The organism is Pseudochrobactrum algeriensis (assembly GCF_018436245.1).
Lineage (GTDB): Bacteria > Pseudomonadota > Alphaproteobacteria > Rhizobiales > Rhizobiaceae > Pseudochrobactrum > Pseudochrobactrum saccharolyticum.
In genome coordinates this window covers 25,539-41,124 of sequence record NZ_CP075360.1, presented here as the reverse complement: position 1 = coordinate 41,124, position 15,586 = coordinate 25,539, and the positions used below count along the sequence as shown (strand labels likewise).

Here is a 15,586-nt window from a genome sequence, read left to right as displayed (position 1 = left end):
ACAGGGGCATGGGAAGAAGCGATCATGGCTATGAACTGGGACGCCGCCTTAACAACCGCACAAAAACTGACTGCACAATGGCCTGCCAATGAGCCGGGAGGCGTGATTATCGGCTTTGATGCTGATGGTATCCGTTTTAGCACTGCCAGCGGTGTGGAAAGTCTGGCAACCCATAAGCCGTTTTCTGCTGACAGTGTTGTGCGTTATGCTTCTGTGACCAAGCATGTCTTTGTTTCTATGGTTTTGAAACATGCAGATAAAATCAGCCTTGATGATCCGCTCGGCAAACATCTGCCGGAGCTGAAAAAACCTTTGAGCGAAGTGAGTGTTGGTCAGGCGCTGGATATGAGCGGCGGCTTGCCGGATACGCGTGAATGCCTGACTTTGCTCGGCTTGTCGATCTATACGGAAACCCATAATGACCGGCTGATGGATTTCCACGCGACGATGGAACGCCTCAATTTTGATGCCGGTACGCAGATCTCCTATTCCAATACTGGCTATCGTCTGGTGGAAATTGCACTGGAACGTCTTGGCCTGCGCTTTGATGACTACCTGCAAAATGAAATCGTACCTTTGCTGGGCGTGCAGCTGAAAGCACCGGATGTCTGGAATGATCCGGTGGATGGTCTGGTGCCAGGCTACTGGCATGATGGTAAAAAATGGCAGCTCAGTTCAGCCGGTCTTTATATTTCTGCTGCGGGCAGCCTCACTGGTAGCGGTACAGCTCTGGCGACTTGGGCACAGGCTCTGATGTGCGGCAAAGGCCAGCTTTCCGGTGTGATTGAGAAGATCAGCGAACCACGCAAAATGGCTGATGGCCGTTTGTCTGCCTATGGTCTCGGTTTTGTTGTTTCTGAACTTGATGGTCTGAAACTGGTGGGTCATGGCGGTTCGCATCCGGGCTATAAGTGCTATGTGCTGATCTGCCCTGAGTATCAGTGCGGTTTTGTGGTTGTCGCTAACCGTGATGACGCCAATGGCAGCAAGATGGCGCAGGCTGCAATGGCTGCGCTTGCAGGGCGTTCGTTACCGCAGGCCGGCAGCACGATCCCTGATGGTTTTTACCTGACAGAATCCGGCCATCACTGGGTTGAGATGAAGGGCGGCAACGTCACTTATATCGACAATGAAGATGCGCTCTATGATGAAAGCAATGGTTGGTTCTCATCCCGCTCGGCTACCTCGCCAATCCTGCTGCGCTGGACAGGTGAAGTGCTGGAAGGTGAACTGGGTCATGCGCCACGTTATCTTTATCCGGTGACGCCAAAGCCTGCGGGTAATGAGCTCGACGGCAGTTGGAAGTCGGTTTACGGCGCTGCGTTTGAAATCGTCAACGGCACGGTAATTATGGGTGTTGGCCCTGTGCTGCAGACAATGCCGGTCACCGATCTCGGCAATGGCCGTTATCTGTTTACGCTTCATGATGGCCCGTGGGTGAAACGGGTTTGCATCAATCGCCTGAGCGATAATCGCGTTGAACTGGTGCTGAGCCGCAGCCGTATGCTGGAATATAGCCGCTAATCTTCAGTAACTGAAGTGACTGCCGTTCTCTGATATCTGCGGATATTTAAGAGAGCGGCCGTCTTTTATGTTTCTGTTCAAATATGCTGACATATCGTATAAGGCCTATTCTGAACCTGCATGCCTGTATGCAAAACAGGCAATCATGACGAAGGATCCGTATTGTGGAAATTAAGTGGGTTGAAGACTTTCTGGCGCTTGCTCATACTTTAAATTTCTCCAAAGCTGCAGATGAACGCCACGTTACCCAGTCTGCTTTCAGCCGCCGTATCAAGCAGCTGGAAACATGGCTCGGTACGACCCTGATTGACCGTGCGACTTATCCTTCGCGGCTCACCGAGGCCGGTGAGAAATTTATTCCGGTGGCGCAGGAAACGCTGAAGTCACTCTATCAGGTGCGTCAGGGCTTTCAGGCAAACCAGACACTGGAAGCACAAACGATTTCTTTCATCGCATTGCATACATTGTCTTTCACATTTTTCCCGCAATGGGTGAAGGAAACCAGTGATAATACCGCACCGGTTTTCACACGGTTGCGGCCGGATACAGGCAGTGTTGAAGGCAATGTGAATGCGCTTGTTGACGGCGATTGTGATTTTCTGCTGACCTATGTGCATCCGTCTGTGCCACTGCTGCTCGATGCTGCAGACTTTGATTACAAAGTTGTCGGCTTTGAGCAGATCATTCCGATCAGCGCACCGGATGCTGATGGCAACCCGCTGCATATGGTTGGCCGCGGCGAGCAGCCGTTTGATTATATCGGCTATGAAAAATCATCCTTCTTCGGTCATTTGCTGAGTGAATTATTTGCGCTGAAAATGCCGGAACATCGTCTGGTTCATGAAGGCAGTATGTCGATTGGTCTCAAAGGCATGTCGATGGCCGGGTGGGGCGTGGCCTGGGTGCCGCACAGCCTGATTGCCGAAGAACTGGCCACCGGCCAGCTGGTGCATGGTGCGGATGCATCATGGAATATTCCGTTGGAAATCCGTCTTTATCGCTCCAGAAATAATCAGCGTTCTGTGATTGAAAAGTTCTGGAACCGGTTGCCGGATCTCAGAAATAATGCAAACGATCATTAAAGAAAAAGGGCGCTTTAAGCGCCCTTTTTATTATACCGGCTGTGCCTGCCGCACACCTGCCACTTGTCGCATCAGCACAGGAACGAGCAGTGCCAGACCCAGCAGGGATGTGTAGATTTCCGGTACGACCAGCAGGATTGCTGCAATAATCAGCAGCACCTGTTCCCAGCGTTTGGTACGCACCAGCATAAAGCCGGATAGCGCAGCGCCCAAGGCGGTAATCCCGATCACGCAACCGATAAAGGCGGTGAAGAATTCGCCCCATGAGAAATTGGCATTGACCAGCAAGAGTGACGGAGAGAATACAAACACAAACGGTACCAGCACTTTACCCAAACCTAAGCGGAAGGCGGTATTACCGGTTTTAAACGGATCGGCACCGGCCATACCTGCAGCTGCATAGGCTGCAAGCGCCACCGGCGGCGTGATATCGGCCAGAACCCCGTAATAAAACACGAAGAAATGCGCAACAATCGGTTCAACACCGAGCAGTGCCAGTGTCGGTGCGGCAATGGTTGCCATGATGATATAATTTGCCGTGGTCGGAATACCGCAACCCATCAGAATACAGACAATGCCGGTCATGATGAGGGTAAACAGCAAAGTCAGCGTTGAGGCACCGATCAGCGCGGCAGGCAGGAATGTGCCAAACCATGCGGCAATGTCCGCCGCTGTTGTTGTCACAATATAGGAGATTTTGAAGCCGACACCGGTGAGTGTGACCACGCCGACAACAATGCCGACCGTTGCTGCTGCTGCACCAACTGCAAGGGCATATTTTGCACCGTCGCGCAGGCTTTCAAAAATCTCTTTGATAGACATACGCTTGCGCGGATTGAGCAGACCGACGGCAATACACAGCGTGATCCCCCAGAACGCGGCGAGATAAGGCGTGTAACCGGACAGAAGGACGCCAACCAGTACAACAAGCGGAATGACAGTGGGCCAGTCGCGTTTGAAGGCTTCTTTCAGATCAGGCATTTCATCCGGGGTCATGCCGCGCAGGCCTGTGCGCTTGGCTTCAAAATGCACCTGCATCAAAACGCCGAAGAAATGCATGAAGGCCGGAACAATCGCGGCAATAATAATGGTGGTGTAAGGCAGATTGAGGAACTCAATCATCAAAAATGCGGCAGCGCCCATAATCGGCGGGGTGATCTGACCACCGGTCGAGGAGGCGGCCTCAACTGCCGCTGCGAAATTGCGCTTATAGCCAAGGCGGATCATCGCCGGAATGGTGAGTGAGCCGACGGTTACCGTATTCGCGACGGATGAGCCGGAAATCATGCCAAACAGCGCCGAACCGAAGATCGAGACCTTGGCAGGGCCGCCTGCATAGCGCCCTGCAACCCATGCGGCGCAATCAAGAAACAATTGTCCCAGACCGATACGGGTGGCAAAAACACCAAACAACACGAAGTGGAACACATAGGTGGCAACCACGCCAAGCGCGATACCGTAAACACCCTGTGTTGTCAGATAAAGATGGTCAACGATCTGAGAAACGGACGAACCCGGATGCACCAGAATGCCGGGCATGGACGGGCCGAAATAGGCATAGAGCATAAACAGCACGGCGATAATCGGCAGCGGCCAGCCGACCGAGCGGCGTGTGGCTTCCAAAAGCACGATAATCAGCAAACCGCCAAGCATCACATCGGTTGTTGTCGGATTACCGACGCGGAAAGCCAGATCATCCAGCGGGATGAGCGGCACATGCATCACAGCAACGACAGCACCGATAGCCAGCGCCCAGTCGATAATGGAAATACCAAGCGGCCGCAGCAAAGTGGATTTTGCCGGTTCCGTATAACCTTTTGGTGAAAACGGAAACACCAGAAACACCAGACCCAGCACGAAAGCCAGATGGATGCCGCGATGCATAGTTTCAGACAGAATACCAAAACCGGCTGTATAATAGTGAAACAGCGAGAGAATAATCAGCAATGTACCGACTATGCGGGCAGTAACAGGCAACAACGGGCGAAAGCGGATTTCTGAATCGAATTTCTCTTCGAGTTCGCGCGCTTTTTCTTCATCCAGCTCCATAGGTTTCAACGATTGTTGCTCTGTGGTCATGGGGAAATTTCCTGAAAATATGGCTAAAGGCGCTGGCGTTCACGGCTGACTGTAGCAGCCGGACGCACTCGCCCGTCAAAATGCGTATTGTAAACCTGTGAGAAAATCCTGCACCGGACTGCATGATAGTCCGGTGCAGGATAAACGGTTTTTTATTTCAGCAGGCCGGCTTCTTTGTAGAAGCGTTCAGCACCCGGATGCAGCGGAATACCAAGGCTGGTCACTGCATTCTGCAGGGTAATCATTTTACCCTTTGCATGGCCGGCGTCCAGCGCCTTGCGGGTTGCGTCATTCCACATGGTCTTGGTGATGTTATAGACCAGTTCATCGGACTGTTTCGCGCTTGTCACCATCTGAGCGGCAACGGAAATTGTATCGGTTGCACCGACATCTTTATAAGTATCGGCCGGTACAGTATCCTTGGCGAAGAAGCTGTATTCTTTGAGGATTTTCTCCATTTCCGGTCCTTCAATAGGAACCAGAGAAATACCATTGGTGCTGGCGAGTTCGGAAATCGCACCGGTCGGGTAGCCGCCAACGAAGAAATAAGCATCCAGCGCACCGTCTTTCAGGCGGTCACCGGCAGGACCTGGTTTCAGATATTCTGCCTTTACGTCTTTTTCTGTCATGCCATAGGCACCAAGCACAATACGGGCATCGACAATGGTACCGGAACCCGGCTCATCAAGTGAGACGCGTTTACCTTTGAGATCAGCAACAGATTTGATGCCTGCATCTTTACGGGCAACCAGATGCACGGTTTCCGGATAGAGTGTTGCGATCAGACGCAGATCTTCCACCTTGCCTTTGCCTTCATAAAGGCCGGTGCCGGTATAGGCCCAATAAGCAACGTCAGACTGGGTGAAACCGGCTTCAAGACCACCGCTTTGTACTGCATTAATATTGGCGACAGAACCGTTGGAAGAGACTGCGGTTGCCACCAGACCCGGCACGCCCTGATCGCCGTTGCCGGAGATCGCATTGGCGATCAATCCGCCGATCGGATAATAAGTGCCTGCGGTCCCGCCGGTGCCGATACGGAAAAACGAAGGTGATTGTGCAGTTGCAATGGTTACGCCGAGTGCTGCCGTTCCCAAAACAGCTGCGGCCATAAAGCGGCGAAAATTTTTGCCAAATTTCATATTCTCTCTCCCTCTGGAATATCCTCTGCAGTGAACATGAAAAGACCGGCGCGACTTGTCAACCTTTCTGATATAGATAGAAACCACATTATACTTTAGTATAATAAGAAAAATTCCCTTTGAAATCAGCGCCCTGACGGGAGGCAATGACTTCTCAGGCGGTCATATAGGGGGCAAAATTCGTCTGCGCCTCATCAACCTGTATTGTGGAATAGAGCGGCGGGAAGGCACGTTGCGGGCATTTTTGCCGTTCGCAGATTTTACATCCTGCGCCGATCGGTGTACGTGCCGCCGGATCATCAAGGATCATACCTTTGGAATAGACCAGCCGGTCGGCATGATGCAGATCACAACCCAGTGCAATGGCAAAGCTTTTTGACGGCGCTTTATAACCGCCCTGCCGGTGACGGATCATTTTTGCAATCCAGAAATAAGTGCGGCCGTCCGGCATTTCGGCCTGCTGAGTCAGGATACGATCCGGTGAGGAAAAAGCCGCATAAATATTCCACAGCGGGCAGGTGCCGCCAAAGCGTGAAAAGTGAAAATCGGTCGCTGACTGACGCTTGGAAATATTGCCCGCACGATCCACACGGATGAAGAAAAACGGCACGCCGCGTGCCTCAGGCCGCTGCAAAGTGCTGAGCCGGTGGCAGATGGTTTCGAAACTCACTGCATATTTTTGTCCAAGTAATTCAATATCATATCGTAACTGTTCTGCACTTTGCAGAAAATGCATATAGGGCATCAGCACGGCACCGGCGAAATAATTGGCAAGTCCGATCCGTGCCAGCACCCGTGCTTCAGGACTGGAAAATACCGTTTTTTCCAGTAACTGGTCCAGCAGATGTTTCTGTTCCATAAAGGCGATTTGCGTTGCCAGCTGAAAGGCCTGCTGTCCTTCATCAAGACGCGGGGAGAGAGAGAGAAGGCGGGTGCTGCTGTCGTAATGACGAACCTTGTCTGAACTGTCAGGCCCTGATTGCTCAACCAGCCGCACGCCGTGCATCTGCATCAGCCGTTCCGCCAGCGCATGTTTCATTTTGCCGACCGGCAGACCGAGTTTGTGGCTCAGTGCCTCACCTTCATGGTCGAGTTCCGGAATATAATTGCGGTGTGCATAGAAATATTCGCGCACTTCCTCATAGGGCGTGGAGAGCATCACCGGCAGATCGGCGGAGCGGTCATTGCCGAGCTGGTTTGCAAGATATGCAGATTGCTCCTGCGCCTCGCCAAGCTGTTTGTGCATTTCCACAATCAGCCGTCCGACAGCGGGCATATTGGCGGCAAGTTCGCGGATTTCAGTTTTGCCGAGTTGCTCATTCAGGCGCGGATCGGCAAAAACTTCGCGCAGATCGCTGAACAGCCGCGCCTCATCGGCTTCAGAAAAAAGCTGAACATCTATGCCGAAAACCTCATTGAGCCGTAACAAAACCTGCACGGTCAGCGGGCGCTGATTATTCTCGATCTGGTTGAGATAACTCAAAGAAATCCCTAGGCTTTTCGCCAGAGACATCTGGGTGAGCTGACGCTCTTCCCGTAGTTTTCTCAATTTTATGCCAACAAAAGTCTTACGCATTCTTCGGGCCCTCCCGACCTTTCAGATCAACGCTGTTCTCGTCATTCCTTTTATTTGCATGCGGTTTGCGAAACTGTGACGACTTCGCAAGTTTCACAATTTCACAAAAAATCACCGCCGTCACTTCGCTTTTTCAACCATAGGCGCAAAGATTTGCCGCTGTATAGTTGGTTTACAGAGTGCATTCGGCTTCGCAAGTTACACAATTCACTGCTGTCGGAGGACGGCAGAAACGGGTTGTCATAGTCTTTGGCTAAGACAGAGAGGGATTTTTCTGTGAAACTCCATAAAGTGCGTACCTATAAATCTGCAGAACATCTGGCGCGTGAAGATCAGCTGGCATGGAAATTTGCCGCCATGGCCGCCGATGATGTGCCGCTGGACGATGATGTTGTTGAGATGATCGGCAACCGTATCATTGACAACGCATCCGTTGCTGCTGCTTCGCTGATGCGCCGTCCGGTTGTCAGCGCAAGAATGCAGGCACTTGCCCATCCTTATAAGCGCGGTGCCACAGTGTTCGGCCTGCCTGCGGATCAGCGGGTGTCACCGGAATGGGCGGCATGGGCGAATGGTGTTGCGGTACGCGAGCTGGACTTTCACGATACATTTCTCGCTGCCGATTATTCCCATCCGGCGGATAATATTCCGTCGATGCTCGCGGTTGCGCAGCATTGTGGCCTCAACGGTTCTGCGCTGGCACGCGGTATTGCTACCGGTTATGAAATTCAGGTCAATCTTGTCAAAGGCATTTGTCTGCATGAGTTTAAAATTGACCATATTGCCCATTTGGGGCCATCGGCAGCGGCCGGTATCGGAACCATGTTGGGTTTAAGCACCGAGCAGATTTATCAGGCTATTCAGCAGGGTCTGCACACCACAACCACCACACGTCAGTCGCGTAAGGGCGAAATTTCCAGCTGGAAAGCCTATGCGCCAGCCTTTGCTGGTAAAATGGCGGTGGAAGCTGTTGACCGCATTATGCGCGGCGAGGGCGCACCTTCTCCTGCATGGGAAGGTGAAGACGGTTTCATCGCGTGGCTGCTTGGTGGTCCGAAGGCCGAATATTTCGTGCCGGTGCCGGAAATCGGTGAGCGCAAACGTGCGATCATGGATACTTATACGAAAGAACATTCGGCTGAATATCAGAGTCAGGCACTGATTGATCTCGCACGGCGTATGCGTTCAAGTGTCAAAGATTTCTCTAAGATTGCCAGCATTGTGCTGCATACCAGCCATCATACCCATTATGTGATTGGTACCGGTGCTAATGATCCGCAGAAAATGGATCCGAATGCCAGCCGTGAAACGCTTGACCATTCGATCATGTATATTTTTGCGGTCGCACTGGAAGACGGCACATGGCACCATGAGCATTCCTATGCGCCGGAGCGTGCCAAGCGTCCGGAGACAGTTGCGCTCTGGCACAAGGTCAGCACGGTGGAAGATCCGGCATGGACAAAGCGCTATCACAGCCATGATCCGAATGAAAAAGCCTTTGGTGCCCGTGTGGTTATTACCATGCAGGACGGCTCGGTGATCGAAGATGAACTGGCGCTGGCCGATGCACATCCGTTAGGTGCCCGTCCGTTCAAACGTCCGGATTATATCCGTAAATTCCGCACTCTGGCTGAAGGCATTATCGGGGAGGAAGAGCAGGATCGTTTCATCAAAACTGTTGAACGCCTGACTGAGCTGACTGCCGATGAACTGGCTGGCCTCAATATTACTGCGCTGCCGGGCAAATGCGAGCTGGGCAAGGCGCACGGTATTTTCGACTGGCAAGGTTGAGCCGGTCTCTGTGAGTGCCAGATTTGATGGCACTCGTCATCCGCAACGCAAAATCTGAGCTGCAGGCATGCTTTCCGTAATGATCCGGGAGGGATCGGAAATGGTGCTTTGCAGCCAAGGGAGAGAATGATGAGCATTGCAGAAAGTGAAACAACGGTAACGCCGCCAAAAAAGAAATCCGTGGCACTGTCCGGCGTGGTTGCCGGTAATACTGCCCTTTGTACTGTCGGGCGCAGTGGTAATGATCTGCATTATCGCGGTTTTGATATTCATGATCTCGCCTTGCAATGTGATTTTGAAGAGGTTGCGCATCTTCTGGTGCATGGTACGCTACCGACCAAACGCGAACTGATTGCCTATCAGCAAAAGCTCAAGGCCATGCGTGGTCTGCCGACCAATGTGAAGGCCGCGCTCGAATTGCTGCCCGCTGCAAGTCATCCGATGGATGTGATGCGTACTGGCGTCTCTGTTCTCGGTTGCGTGCTGCCGGAAGTCAGCGGGCATCCTCAGGCCGGTGCCAAGGATATCGCTGACCGGCTGATGGCTTCGCTTGGTTCGATGTTGCTCTATTGGTATCACTTTGCCCATCATGGCCGTAGGGTGGAGCTGGAAACCGATGATGATACAATTGGCGGGCATTTCCTGCGTGTTCTCCACGGCAAAGAGCCGACACCGGCAGCCGTTCGGGCGATGAATATCTCGCTGATCCTCTATGCGGAGCACGAGTTTAACGCTTCCACTTTCACTGCTCGTACCATCGCAGGCACAGGTTCTGATGTTTATTCCTGCATTGCCGGTGCTATCGGTGCGCTGCGCGGCCCGAAACATGGTGGCGCCAATGAAGTGGCGCTGGAAATCCAGCAGCGCTATGCCGACCCTGATGAAGCAGAGGCCGATATTCTGCGCCAGCTTGAACAGAAACAGGTGGTGATCGGTTTCGGTCATCCGGTCTATACGATTGCCGATCCGCGTAATGAGATCATTAAAAAAGTCGCACTGGAACTGTCGGAAGAAGCCGGCACAACCAAAATGTTCGACATTGCCGAGCGTATTGAAACGGTGATGATGGACAACAAGAAAATGTTCCCGAACCTCGATTGGTTCAGCGCGGTTTCTTACCATATTCTCGGTGTGCCGACCGCAATGTTTACGCCGCTTTTTGTGATTGCCCGCACTTCAGGCTGGGCAGCGCATATTATCGAACAGCGTATCGACAATAAGATTATCCGTCCGTCCGCGAATTATATCGGCCCCGACAATCTGACTTTTGTGCCGATTGATGAACGATCCGCAGCAACTCCCAAGACTATTTAACTGAGACAGCCTGAGTGAGTATCATGCCTTATTTATCTGCTTCCGATCTGCCAACCAAAGCCGCCGGTGAGCGGTTTCGTGACTTGATGAACAGACCCGGCATTGTGCAATTGCCGGGTGCGCATAATGGTATGGCGGCCATTCAGGCGCGCAATGCCGGTTTTGAGGGGCTTTACCTCTCCGGCGCAGCTATGACGGCTTCAATGGGTTTGCCGGATCTTGGTATTATTACGGTTGATGAAGTGGCTTTTTTCATTCGTCAGATTGCCCGCTCCAGTGGTTTGCCGCTCGTGGTGGATGGCGATACCGGTTATGGCGAGGCATTGAATGTGATGCATATGGTGCGCACATTCGAGGATGCAGGCGCTGCTGCCGTGCATATTGAAGATCAGTTGCTGCCGAAAAAATGCGGCCATCTGAATGATAAAAAACTGGCGGGAGCCGAGGATATGGCGGCGAAAGTCGCAGCGGCAGCCAAGGCGCGCCGTCATCTCTATCTGATTGCCCGCACTGATGCTGCTGCCAGTGAAGGTATGGACGGCGCTGTGGCGCGCGCCAAGCTTTATATGGAAGCCGGTGCCGATGCGATTTTCCCGGAAGCGCTGAACACGGCAGAAATGTTCCGCGAATTTGCCAGACGCATGCCCGGCGTGCCACTGTTGGCCAATATGACCGAGTTTGGCCGCACCCCTTTCTTCACCGCACAGGAATTTGAGGAGATGGGTTATAAAATGGTGATCTGGCCGGTGTCTTCTCTTCGCGTTGCCAATAAAGCGCAGGAAAAACTCTATGCCACGATCAAGCGGGATGGCGCAACAAAAGCCATGGTCGATGAAATGCAGACCCGTGCCGAACTTTATGATGCAATCGGGCTGAACCAGTATGAGGAACTTGACCGTACCATCATCAAAAGTATTGTTCCGTCAATGGATTAAGCGGAATTTGTCTGATGAGATGAAATATGGGCGGGCTGAGATAAAACTGTGGTCTCGCACTTGAAAAACCACAATTCGCAACCCAAGTGCAAATCCTGACCAATCAGGAGGCCCTTAATAATGCTTTGCCCTATCGATAATACCGAGCTTGTCATGTCTGACCGGCAGGGAATTGAAATCGACTATTGCCCGAAATGCCGTGGTGTATGGCTGGATCGTGGTGAGCTGGACAAGATTATTGAGCGCTCAGTTCCTGCAGAACCTGTGCGCACAGCGAGCAAGGATGATCACCGCTCCGACAGCCGTGGTCATGACCGTGACCGCGATTATGATCGTGACCGCCGTGATCATGATGATTACGGCCATGGCAAGCCATATCGTAAAAAGAAATCGCTACTGGGCGAGTTGTTCGACTTCTGATCTGGCAAGCTATTACAAGTAAGAGCCTGCACCGGAATCACCGGTGTGGGCTTTTTTGTTTTTAAGATCATGATGCCGGTAAAAACGGCTACTCGTTTGCAGGTAAACAGACGGCATCAGTATGATGATTGTATTTTTATGTGTTTTTAAAAAGGGATAGAGATTTTCTACCGGTCTTCGGGTTTTTAGAAAAATCTGCCCGCTCCCATGTTTTTGCGTTGTCGGAAATAGCAGTTTCATGTAAAAGGTGACTTTAATTCACATGTTTAACTGTCTTTGCTTAGACCTCTGCTTTTACTGAATTAGTGATCGTTCCGGCCGGGCATTTTCATTGTTGCGCAGGCTTTTCCGGCTTGCATTTGTTTGAACGACACTGAGAGCAAGCCGATGTTGGCACCGTTTCTGATTATGTTACGTGAGGGGCTGGAAGCAGCTCTTCTCACCAGTATTATTGCGTCTTATCTGAACAAGACCGGACGCTCATCCTATATGCCCGCCGTCTGGATCGGCATATTTCTGGCTATTGCGCTGTCCTTTCTGGCGGGCGCTGCCTTGCAGATTATCAGCGCTGAATTTCCGCAAAAAATGCAGGAATTGTTCGAAGCCATTGTCGGTTTTGTCGCGGTGATCGTACTGATGTCGATGGTGCTGTGGATGAAGAAAGCCGCACGCTCTCTCAAAGATGAATTGCAGCATTCCGTCGAACATGCACTTGCCGCGAAATCAGCAACTTGGGCACTGATTGGCATGGTATTTTTTGCCGTGGCGCGTGAGGGGCTGGAATCCGTGTTCTTCCTGCTGGCGATTTTTCAGCAGAGCGAAGGCTATGCGGCGCCACTCGGTGCTTTTCTGGGCGTAGCCGTTTCTGTTGTGCTCGGCATGTTGATTTATCAGGGCGGGTTGCGCCTGAATTTACGGCTGTTTTTCCGCTGGACAGGCATTCTGATTATTTTCGTTGCTGCCGGTTTATTGTCCGGCTCACTTCGCAGCCTGCATGAGGCTGGCATCTGGAATTATTTGCAGGCACCGGCATGGGATCTGAGCCATGTGCTGCCACTGTCTACACCGCTCGGCACATTGCTGTCCGGCCTGCTCGGCTATCACGATACACCGGCGATTGGCGAAGTGATTGCCTATTTTATCTTCCTGTTTGCGGCACTGGCCATTTATCTGCGGCCGGTACCTGCACAAAAAACCGCTGCTGCGTAAGAGGCTATGATGAGTAAGAATCCATCCGCACCTTCATCAGGCCTTATGAAACTGGCTGTTGCCGGTTCCGCTGTTTTGGCAGTGGCTGCAGGCGGCTTGTTTTATTATGCAACCATCACGAAAAACACGGTGGGCAATGAAAAGCTGATCCCGATTGAGGTTGGTGCCAAAGCCTGTGAGCCGATGAACCTGACCTTGCCGTCCGGCTTTCACAGTTTTGAAATTCACAACCGTTCCGACCGCCCTGTTGAGTGGGAAATTCTCGACGGTGTGATGGTCGTAGAAGAGCGCGAAAATATTATCCCGGGTATGAAATCCGTATTGCGTGCGCAATTGCTGCCTGGTGAGTATGAGATTACCTGCGGTCTGCTTTCCAATCCGCGCGGCAAATTGACGGTAACGCCGTCCGAACATTCGAAAGCGGCTGTAGCGGCCAAGCCGGATACCCGCGCTTTCATCGGTATGCTCTCGGAGTATAAAGTGTTTCTGGTCATGCAGAGCAATGCGGCGCTTAAAAATACGCAGGCATTGCAAGCAGCAATTGCCGCAGGCAATGTGCAGGCAGCGCGCGCAGCTTTCTCGCAGGCGCGTGAAGCCTATGAACGCACAGATGTGCTTTCCGGCCGTTTCTCCGATCTGGCGTCTAAGATTGATCCTCTCGCAAATTATCTGGAAAAACGCGAGGAAGACCCTGCATTTACCGGTTTCCACCGTATTGAATATGGTCTGTGGGCGCAGAACAGTACCGCAGGTCTGGATATTTTTGCCAGTCAGTTGGCAACTGATCTGACAGAGCTGAAAGAGCGCCTGAAAACCACGAAACTGACGCCGGATATGCTGCTGCGCAGTCTTGCAACCTATCTGAACCAGCAGGCTGAAGGTGCCGTTATTGCCGGTGATAATGCCTATTCGCATCTTGATCTGGCTGATCTGACGGCAAAACTCGACGGCGCGGAAAAAATTCTCACTTTGCTGAAACCACTCAGTGAAAAACCGGCAGCAAGCGAAACACAAAATGCGCTTTTTGCCTTACAGGATGTGCGACAGGAACTGACGACCTTATCGGCAGGAAACCCTGAGCGTTCCTATGCGGAAATTGATGACGCAGCCCGTCGCGCTTTGGCGGAAAAAGTGAGAACACTCAGCCAGAAAATCACCGCACTGATGTCTGCAATCGGATTGGAGTAAGTGATGAAAAAGGAAGAGAATAAGCTCACTGCAAACCGCCGTAATGTCCTCAAAGGATTGGGGCTGGCCTTAGGCAGCACAATGACTGCGGGGACTGCGGGTTATGCGCAAGCCTCATCGGCTCCGGTTGAGCATCATGTGACCGATGCGCCGGTCGGCAGCAATGGTTTTCATCAGCGCCAGCCTTTTTATGGCATTCATCAGTCCGGCATCACCAATGCCCGTCCTGCGCATGGTCTGGTTGCGTCTTTCGATGTACTGGTGAAAACGCCGGATGATCTGGAGCGGTTGTTTCGCACTTTAACGCAGCGCATAGTTTTTCTCACGCAGGGCGGCACACCGCCGGAGCTTGATCCGAAACTGCCGCCTGCGGATTCCGGTATTATCGGCCCTGAAATCCGGCCGGATAACCTGACGATTACGGTAGGTCTTGGCGACAGCCTGTTTGAGCATCATCCGTGGCTGAAAGCCCATAAGCCGAAGCTTTTGCAGCGCATGACCAAGTTCCCGAATGATGCACTGGTGGCTGATCTCTGTCACGGTGATCTGTCGCTGCAATTTTGCTCGAATACGCCGGATACCAATATTCACGCTTTGCGCGATATTCTGAAAACCATGTCTGATATGGTTTTCCTGCGCTGGAAACAGGAAGGCAATGTGCCGGTGATCCCGCCTTCGCCTTCCGGTGAAGTGGAAAGCGCACGCAATTTCTTAGGCTTCCGCGATGGTTCTGCCAATCCCGATGCCGGTGACAGCACATTGATGAACCAGCTGGTCTGGGTAGGGGAACCCCATCAGGAGCCGGACTGGGCAGCCAATGGTTCCTATCAGGCGGTGCGTATTATCCGCAATTTTGTGGAGCGTTGGGATCGGACACCTTTGCAGGAGCAGGAGCTGATTTTCGGACGTAAAAAAATGTCCGGTGCGCCGATGGATGGCACCAAAGAAAGTCAGGTGCCGGACTATTCCAAAGACCCTGAGGGCAAGGTTACGCCGATGGATGCGCATATCCGACTTGCCAATGACCGCACCCATGCCACGCAGAAAAATCTCATTCTGCGCCGTCCGTTCAACTATTCCAACGGTGTTACCAAGTCCGGTCAGCTCGATCAGGGACTGCTTTTCATCTGCTATCAGGCCGATTTGGAGCAGGGCTTTATCACCGTCCAGCGCAAACTCGATGGCGAGCCGCTGGAAGAATATATCAAGCCGGTCGGCGGCGGATATTTTTATATTTTACCGGGTGCGGTGGACGAGAAGGATTATCTCGGCAGCACTCTGGTTGAGGCCATCCGCAACCATCCGGATAACAAGGTTTAACCCACA

Annotated in this window: 12 protein-coding genes; 9 read left to right on the top strand and 3 right to left on the bottom strand. The window is 52.3% G+C overall.

What is annotated here, in order from left to right; genetic code table 11:
- Nucleotides 1–24 precede the first annotated feature (24 nt).
- Both KHQ09_RS00445 and KHQ09_RS00440 read left to right on the top strand, forming a co-directional pair.
- On the top strand, nt 25–1,524 hold the full coding sequence (locus tag KHQ09_RS00445; protein WP_213600300.1) for a serine hydrolase domain-containing protein: 1,500 nt from the start codon (nt 25–27) through the stop codon (nt 1,522–1,524).
- 164 nt (nt 1,525–1,688) lie between these two features.
- Entirely contained in the window at nt 1,689–2,606 is a 918-nt protein-coding gene (locus KHQ09_RS00440; RefSeq protein WP_213600299.1) for a LysR family transcriptional regulator, read from the top strand.
- A 30-nt stretch (nt 2,607–2,636) separates the two neighbouring features.
- Here the strand turns inward: KHQ09_RS00440 and KHQ09_RS00435 are convergent, their stop codons facing one another.
- The 3 genes from KHQ09_RS00435 to KHQ09_RS00425 form a co-directional block, all read right to left on the bottom strand.
- Complete coding sequence (locus tag KHQ09_RS00435) at nt 2,637–4,685, bottom strand: TRAP transporter permease (RefSeq protein WP_213600298.1); 2,049 nt, start codon at nt 4,683–4,685, stop codon at nt 2,637–2,639.
- Nucleotides 4,686–4,837: 152 nt separating this feature from the next.
- A complete protein-coding gene (locus KHQ09_RS00430) occupies nt 4,838–5,827 on the bottom strand; it encodes a TAXI family TRAP transporter solute-binding subunit (protein WP_075656542.1) in 990 nt (329 codons plus the stop codon).
- A gap of 154 nt (nt 5,828–5,981) precedes the next feature.
- Nucleotides 5,982–7,403, bottom strand: coding sequence for a short-chain fatty acyl-CoA regulator family protein (locus tag KHQ09_RS00425; protein ID WP_213600297.1), 1,422 nt, complete (start codon nt 7,401–7,403; stop codon nt 5,982–5,984).
- A 276-nt stretch (nt 7,404–7,679) separates the two neighbouring features.
- Between KHQ09_RS00425 and KHQ09_RS00420 the strand changes: the two genes are divergently transcribed.
- From KHQ09_RS00420 to efeB, 7 genes are all read left to right on the top strand, one after another.
- A complete protein-coding gene (locus tag KHQ09_RS00420; protein WP_213600296.1) occupies nt 7,680–9,194 on the top strand; it encodes an MmgE/PrpD family protein in 1,515 nt (504 codons plus the stop codon).
- Nucleotides 9,195–9,320: 126 nt separating this feature from the next.
- Nucleotides 9,321–10,508, top strand: coding sequence for a bifunctional 2-methylcitrate synthase/citrate synthase (gene prpC / locus KHQ09_RS00415; protein ID WP_238481533.1), 1,188 nt, complete (start codon nt 9,321–9,323; stop codon nt 10,506–10,508).
- A 23-nt stretch (nt 10,509–10,531) separates the two neighbouring features.
- Complete coding sequence (gene prpB / locus KHQ09_RS00410) at nt 10,532–11,443, top strand: methylisocitrate lyase (RefSeq protein ID WP_151159661.1); 912 nt, start codon at nt 10,532–10,534, stop codon at nt 11,441–11,443.
- Between the two features lie 120 nt (nt 11,444–11,563).
- On the top strand, nt 11,564–11,863 hold the full coding sequence (locus KHQ09_RS00405) for a TFIIB-type zinc ribbon-containing protein (RefSeq protein ID WP_075656552.1): 300 nt from the start codon (nt 11,564–11,566) through the stop codon (nt 11,861–11,863).
- 387 nt (nt 11,864–12,250) lie between these two features.
- Complete coding sequence (efeU, locus tag KHQ09_RS00400) at nt 12,251–13,072, top strand: iron uptake transporter permease EfeU (RefSeq protein ID WP_213600294.1); 822 nt, start codon at nt 12,251–12,253, stop codon at nt 13,070–13,072.
- A gap of 6 nt (nt 13,073–13,078) precedes the next feature.
- Entirely contained in the window at nt 13,079–14,260 is a 1,182-nt protein-coding gene (efeO, locus tag KHQ09_RS00395; protein ID WP_213600293.1) for an iron uptake system protein EfeO, read from the top strand.
- 3 nt (nt 14,261–14,263) lie between these two features.
- A complete protein-coding gene (efeB, locus tag KHQ09_RS00390) occupies nt 14,264–15,580 on the top strand; it encodes an iron uptake transporter deferrochelatase/peroxidase subunit (protein WP_213600292.1) in 1,317 nt (438 codons plus the stop codon).
- Nucleotides 15,581–15,586: the final 6 nt, after the last annotated feature.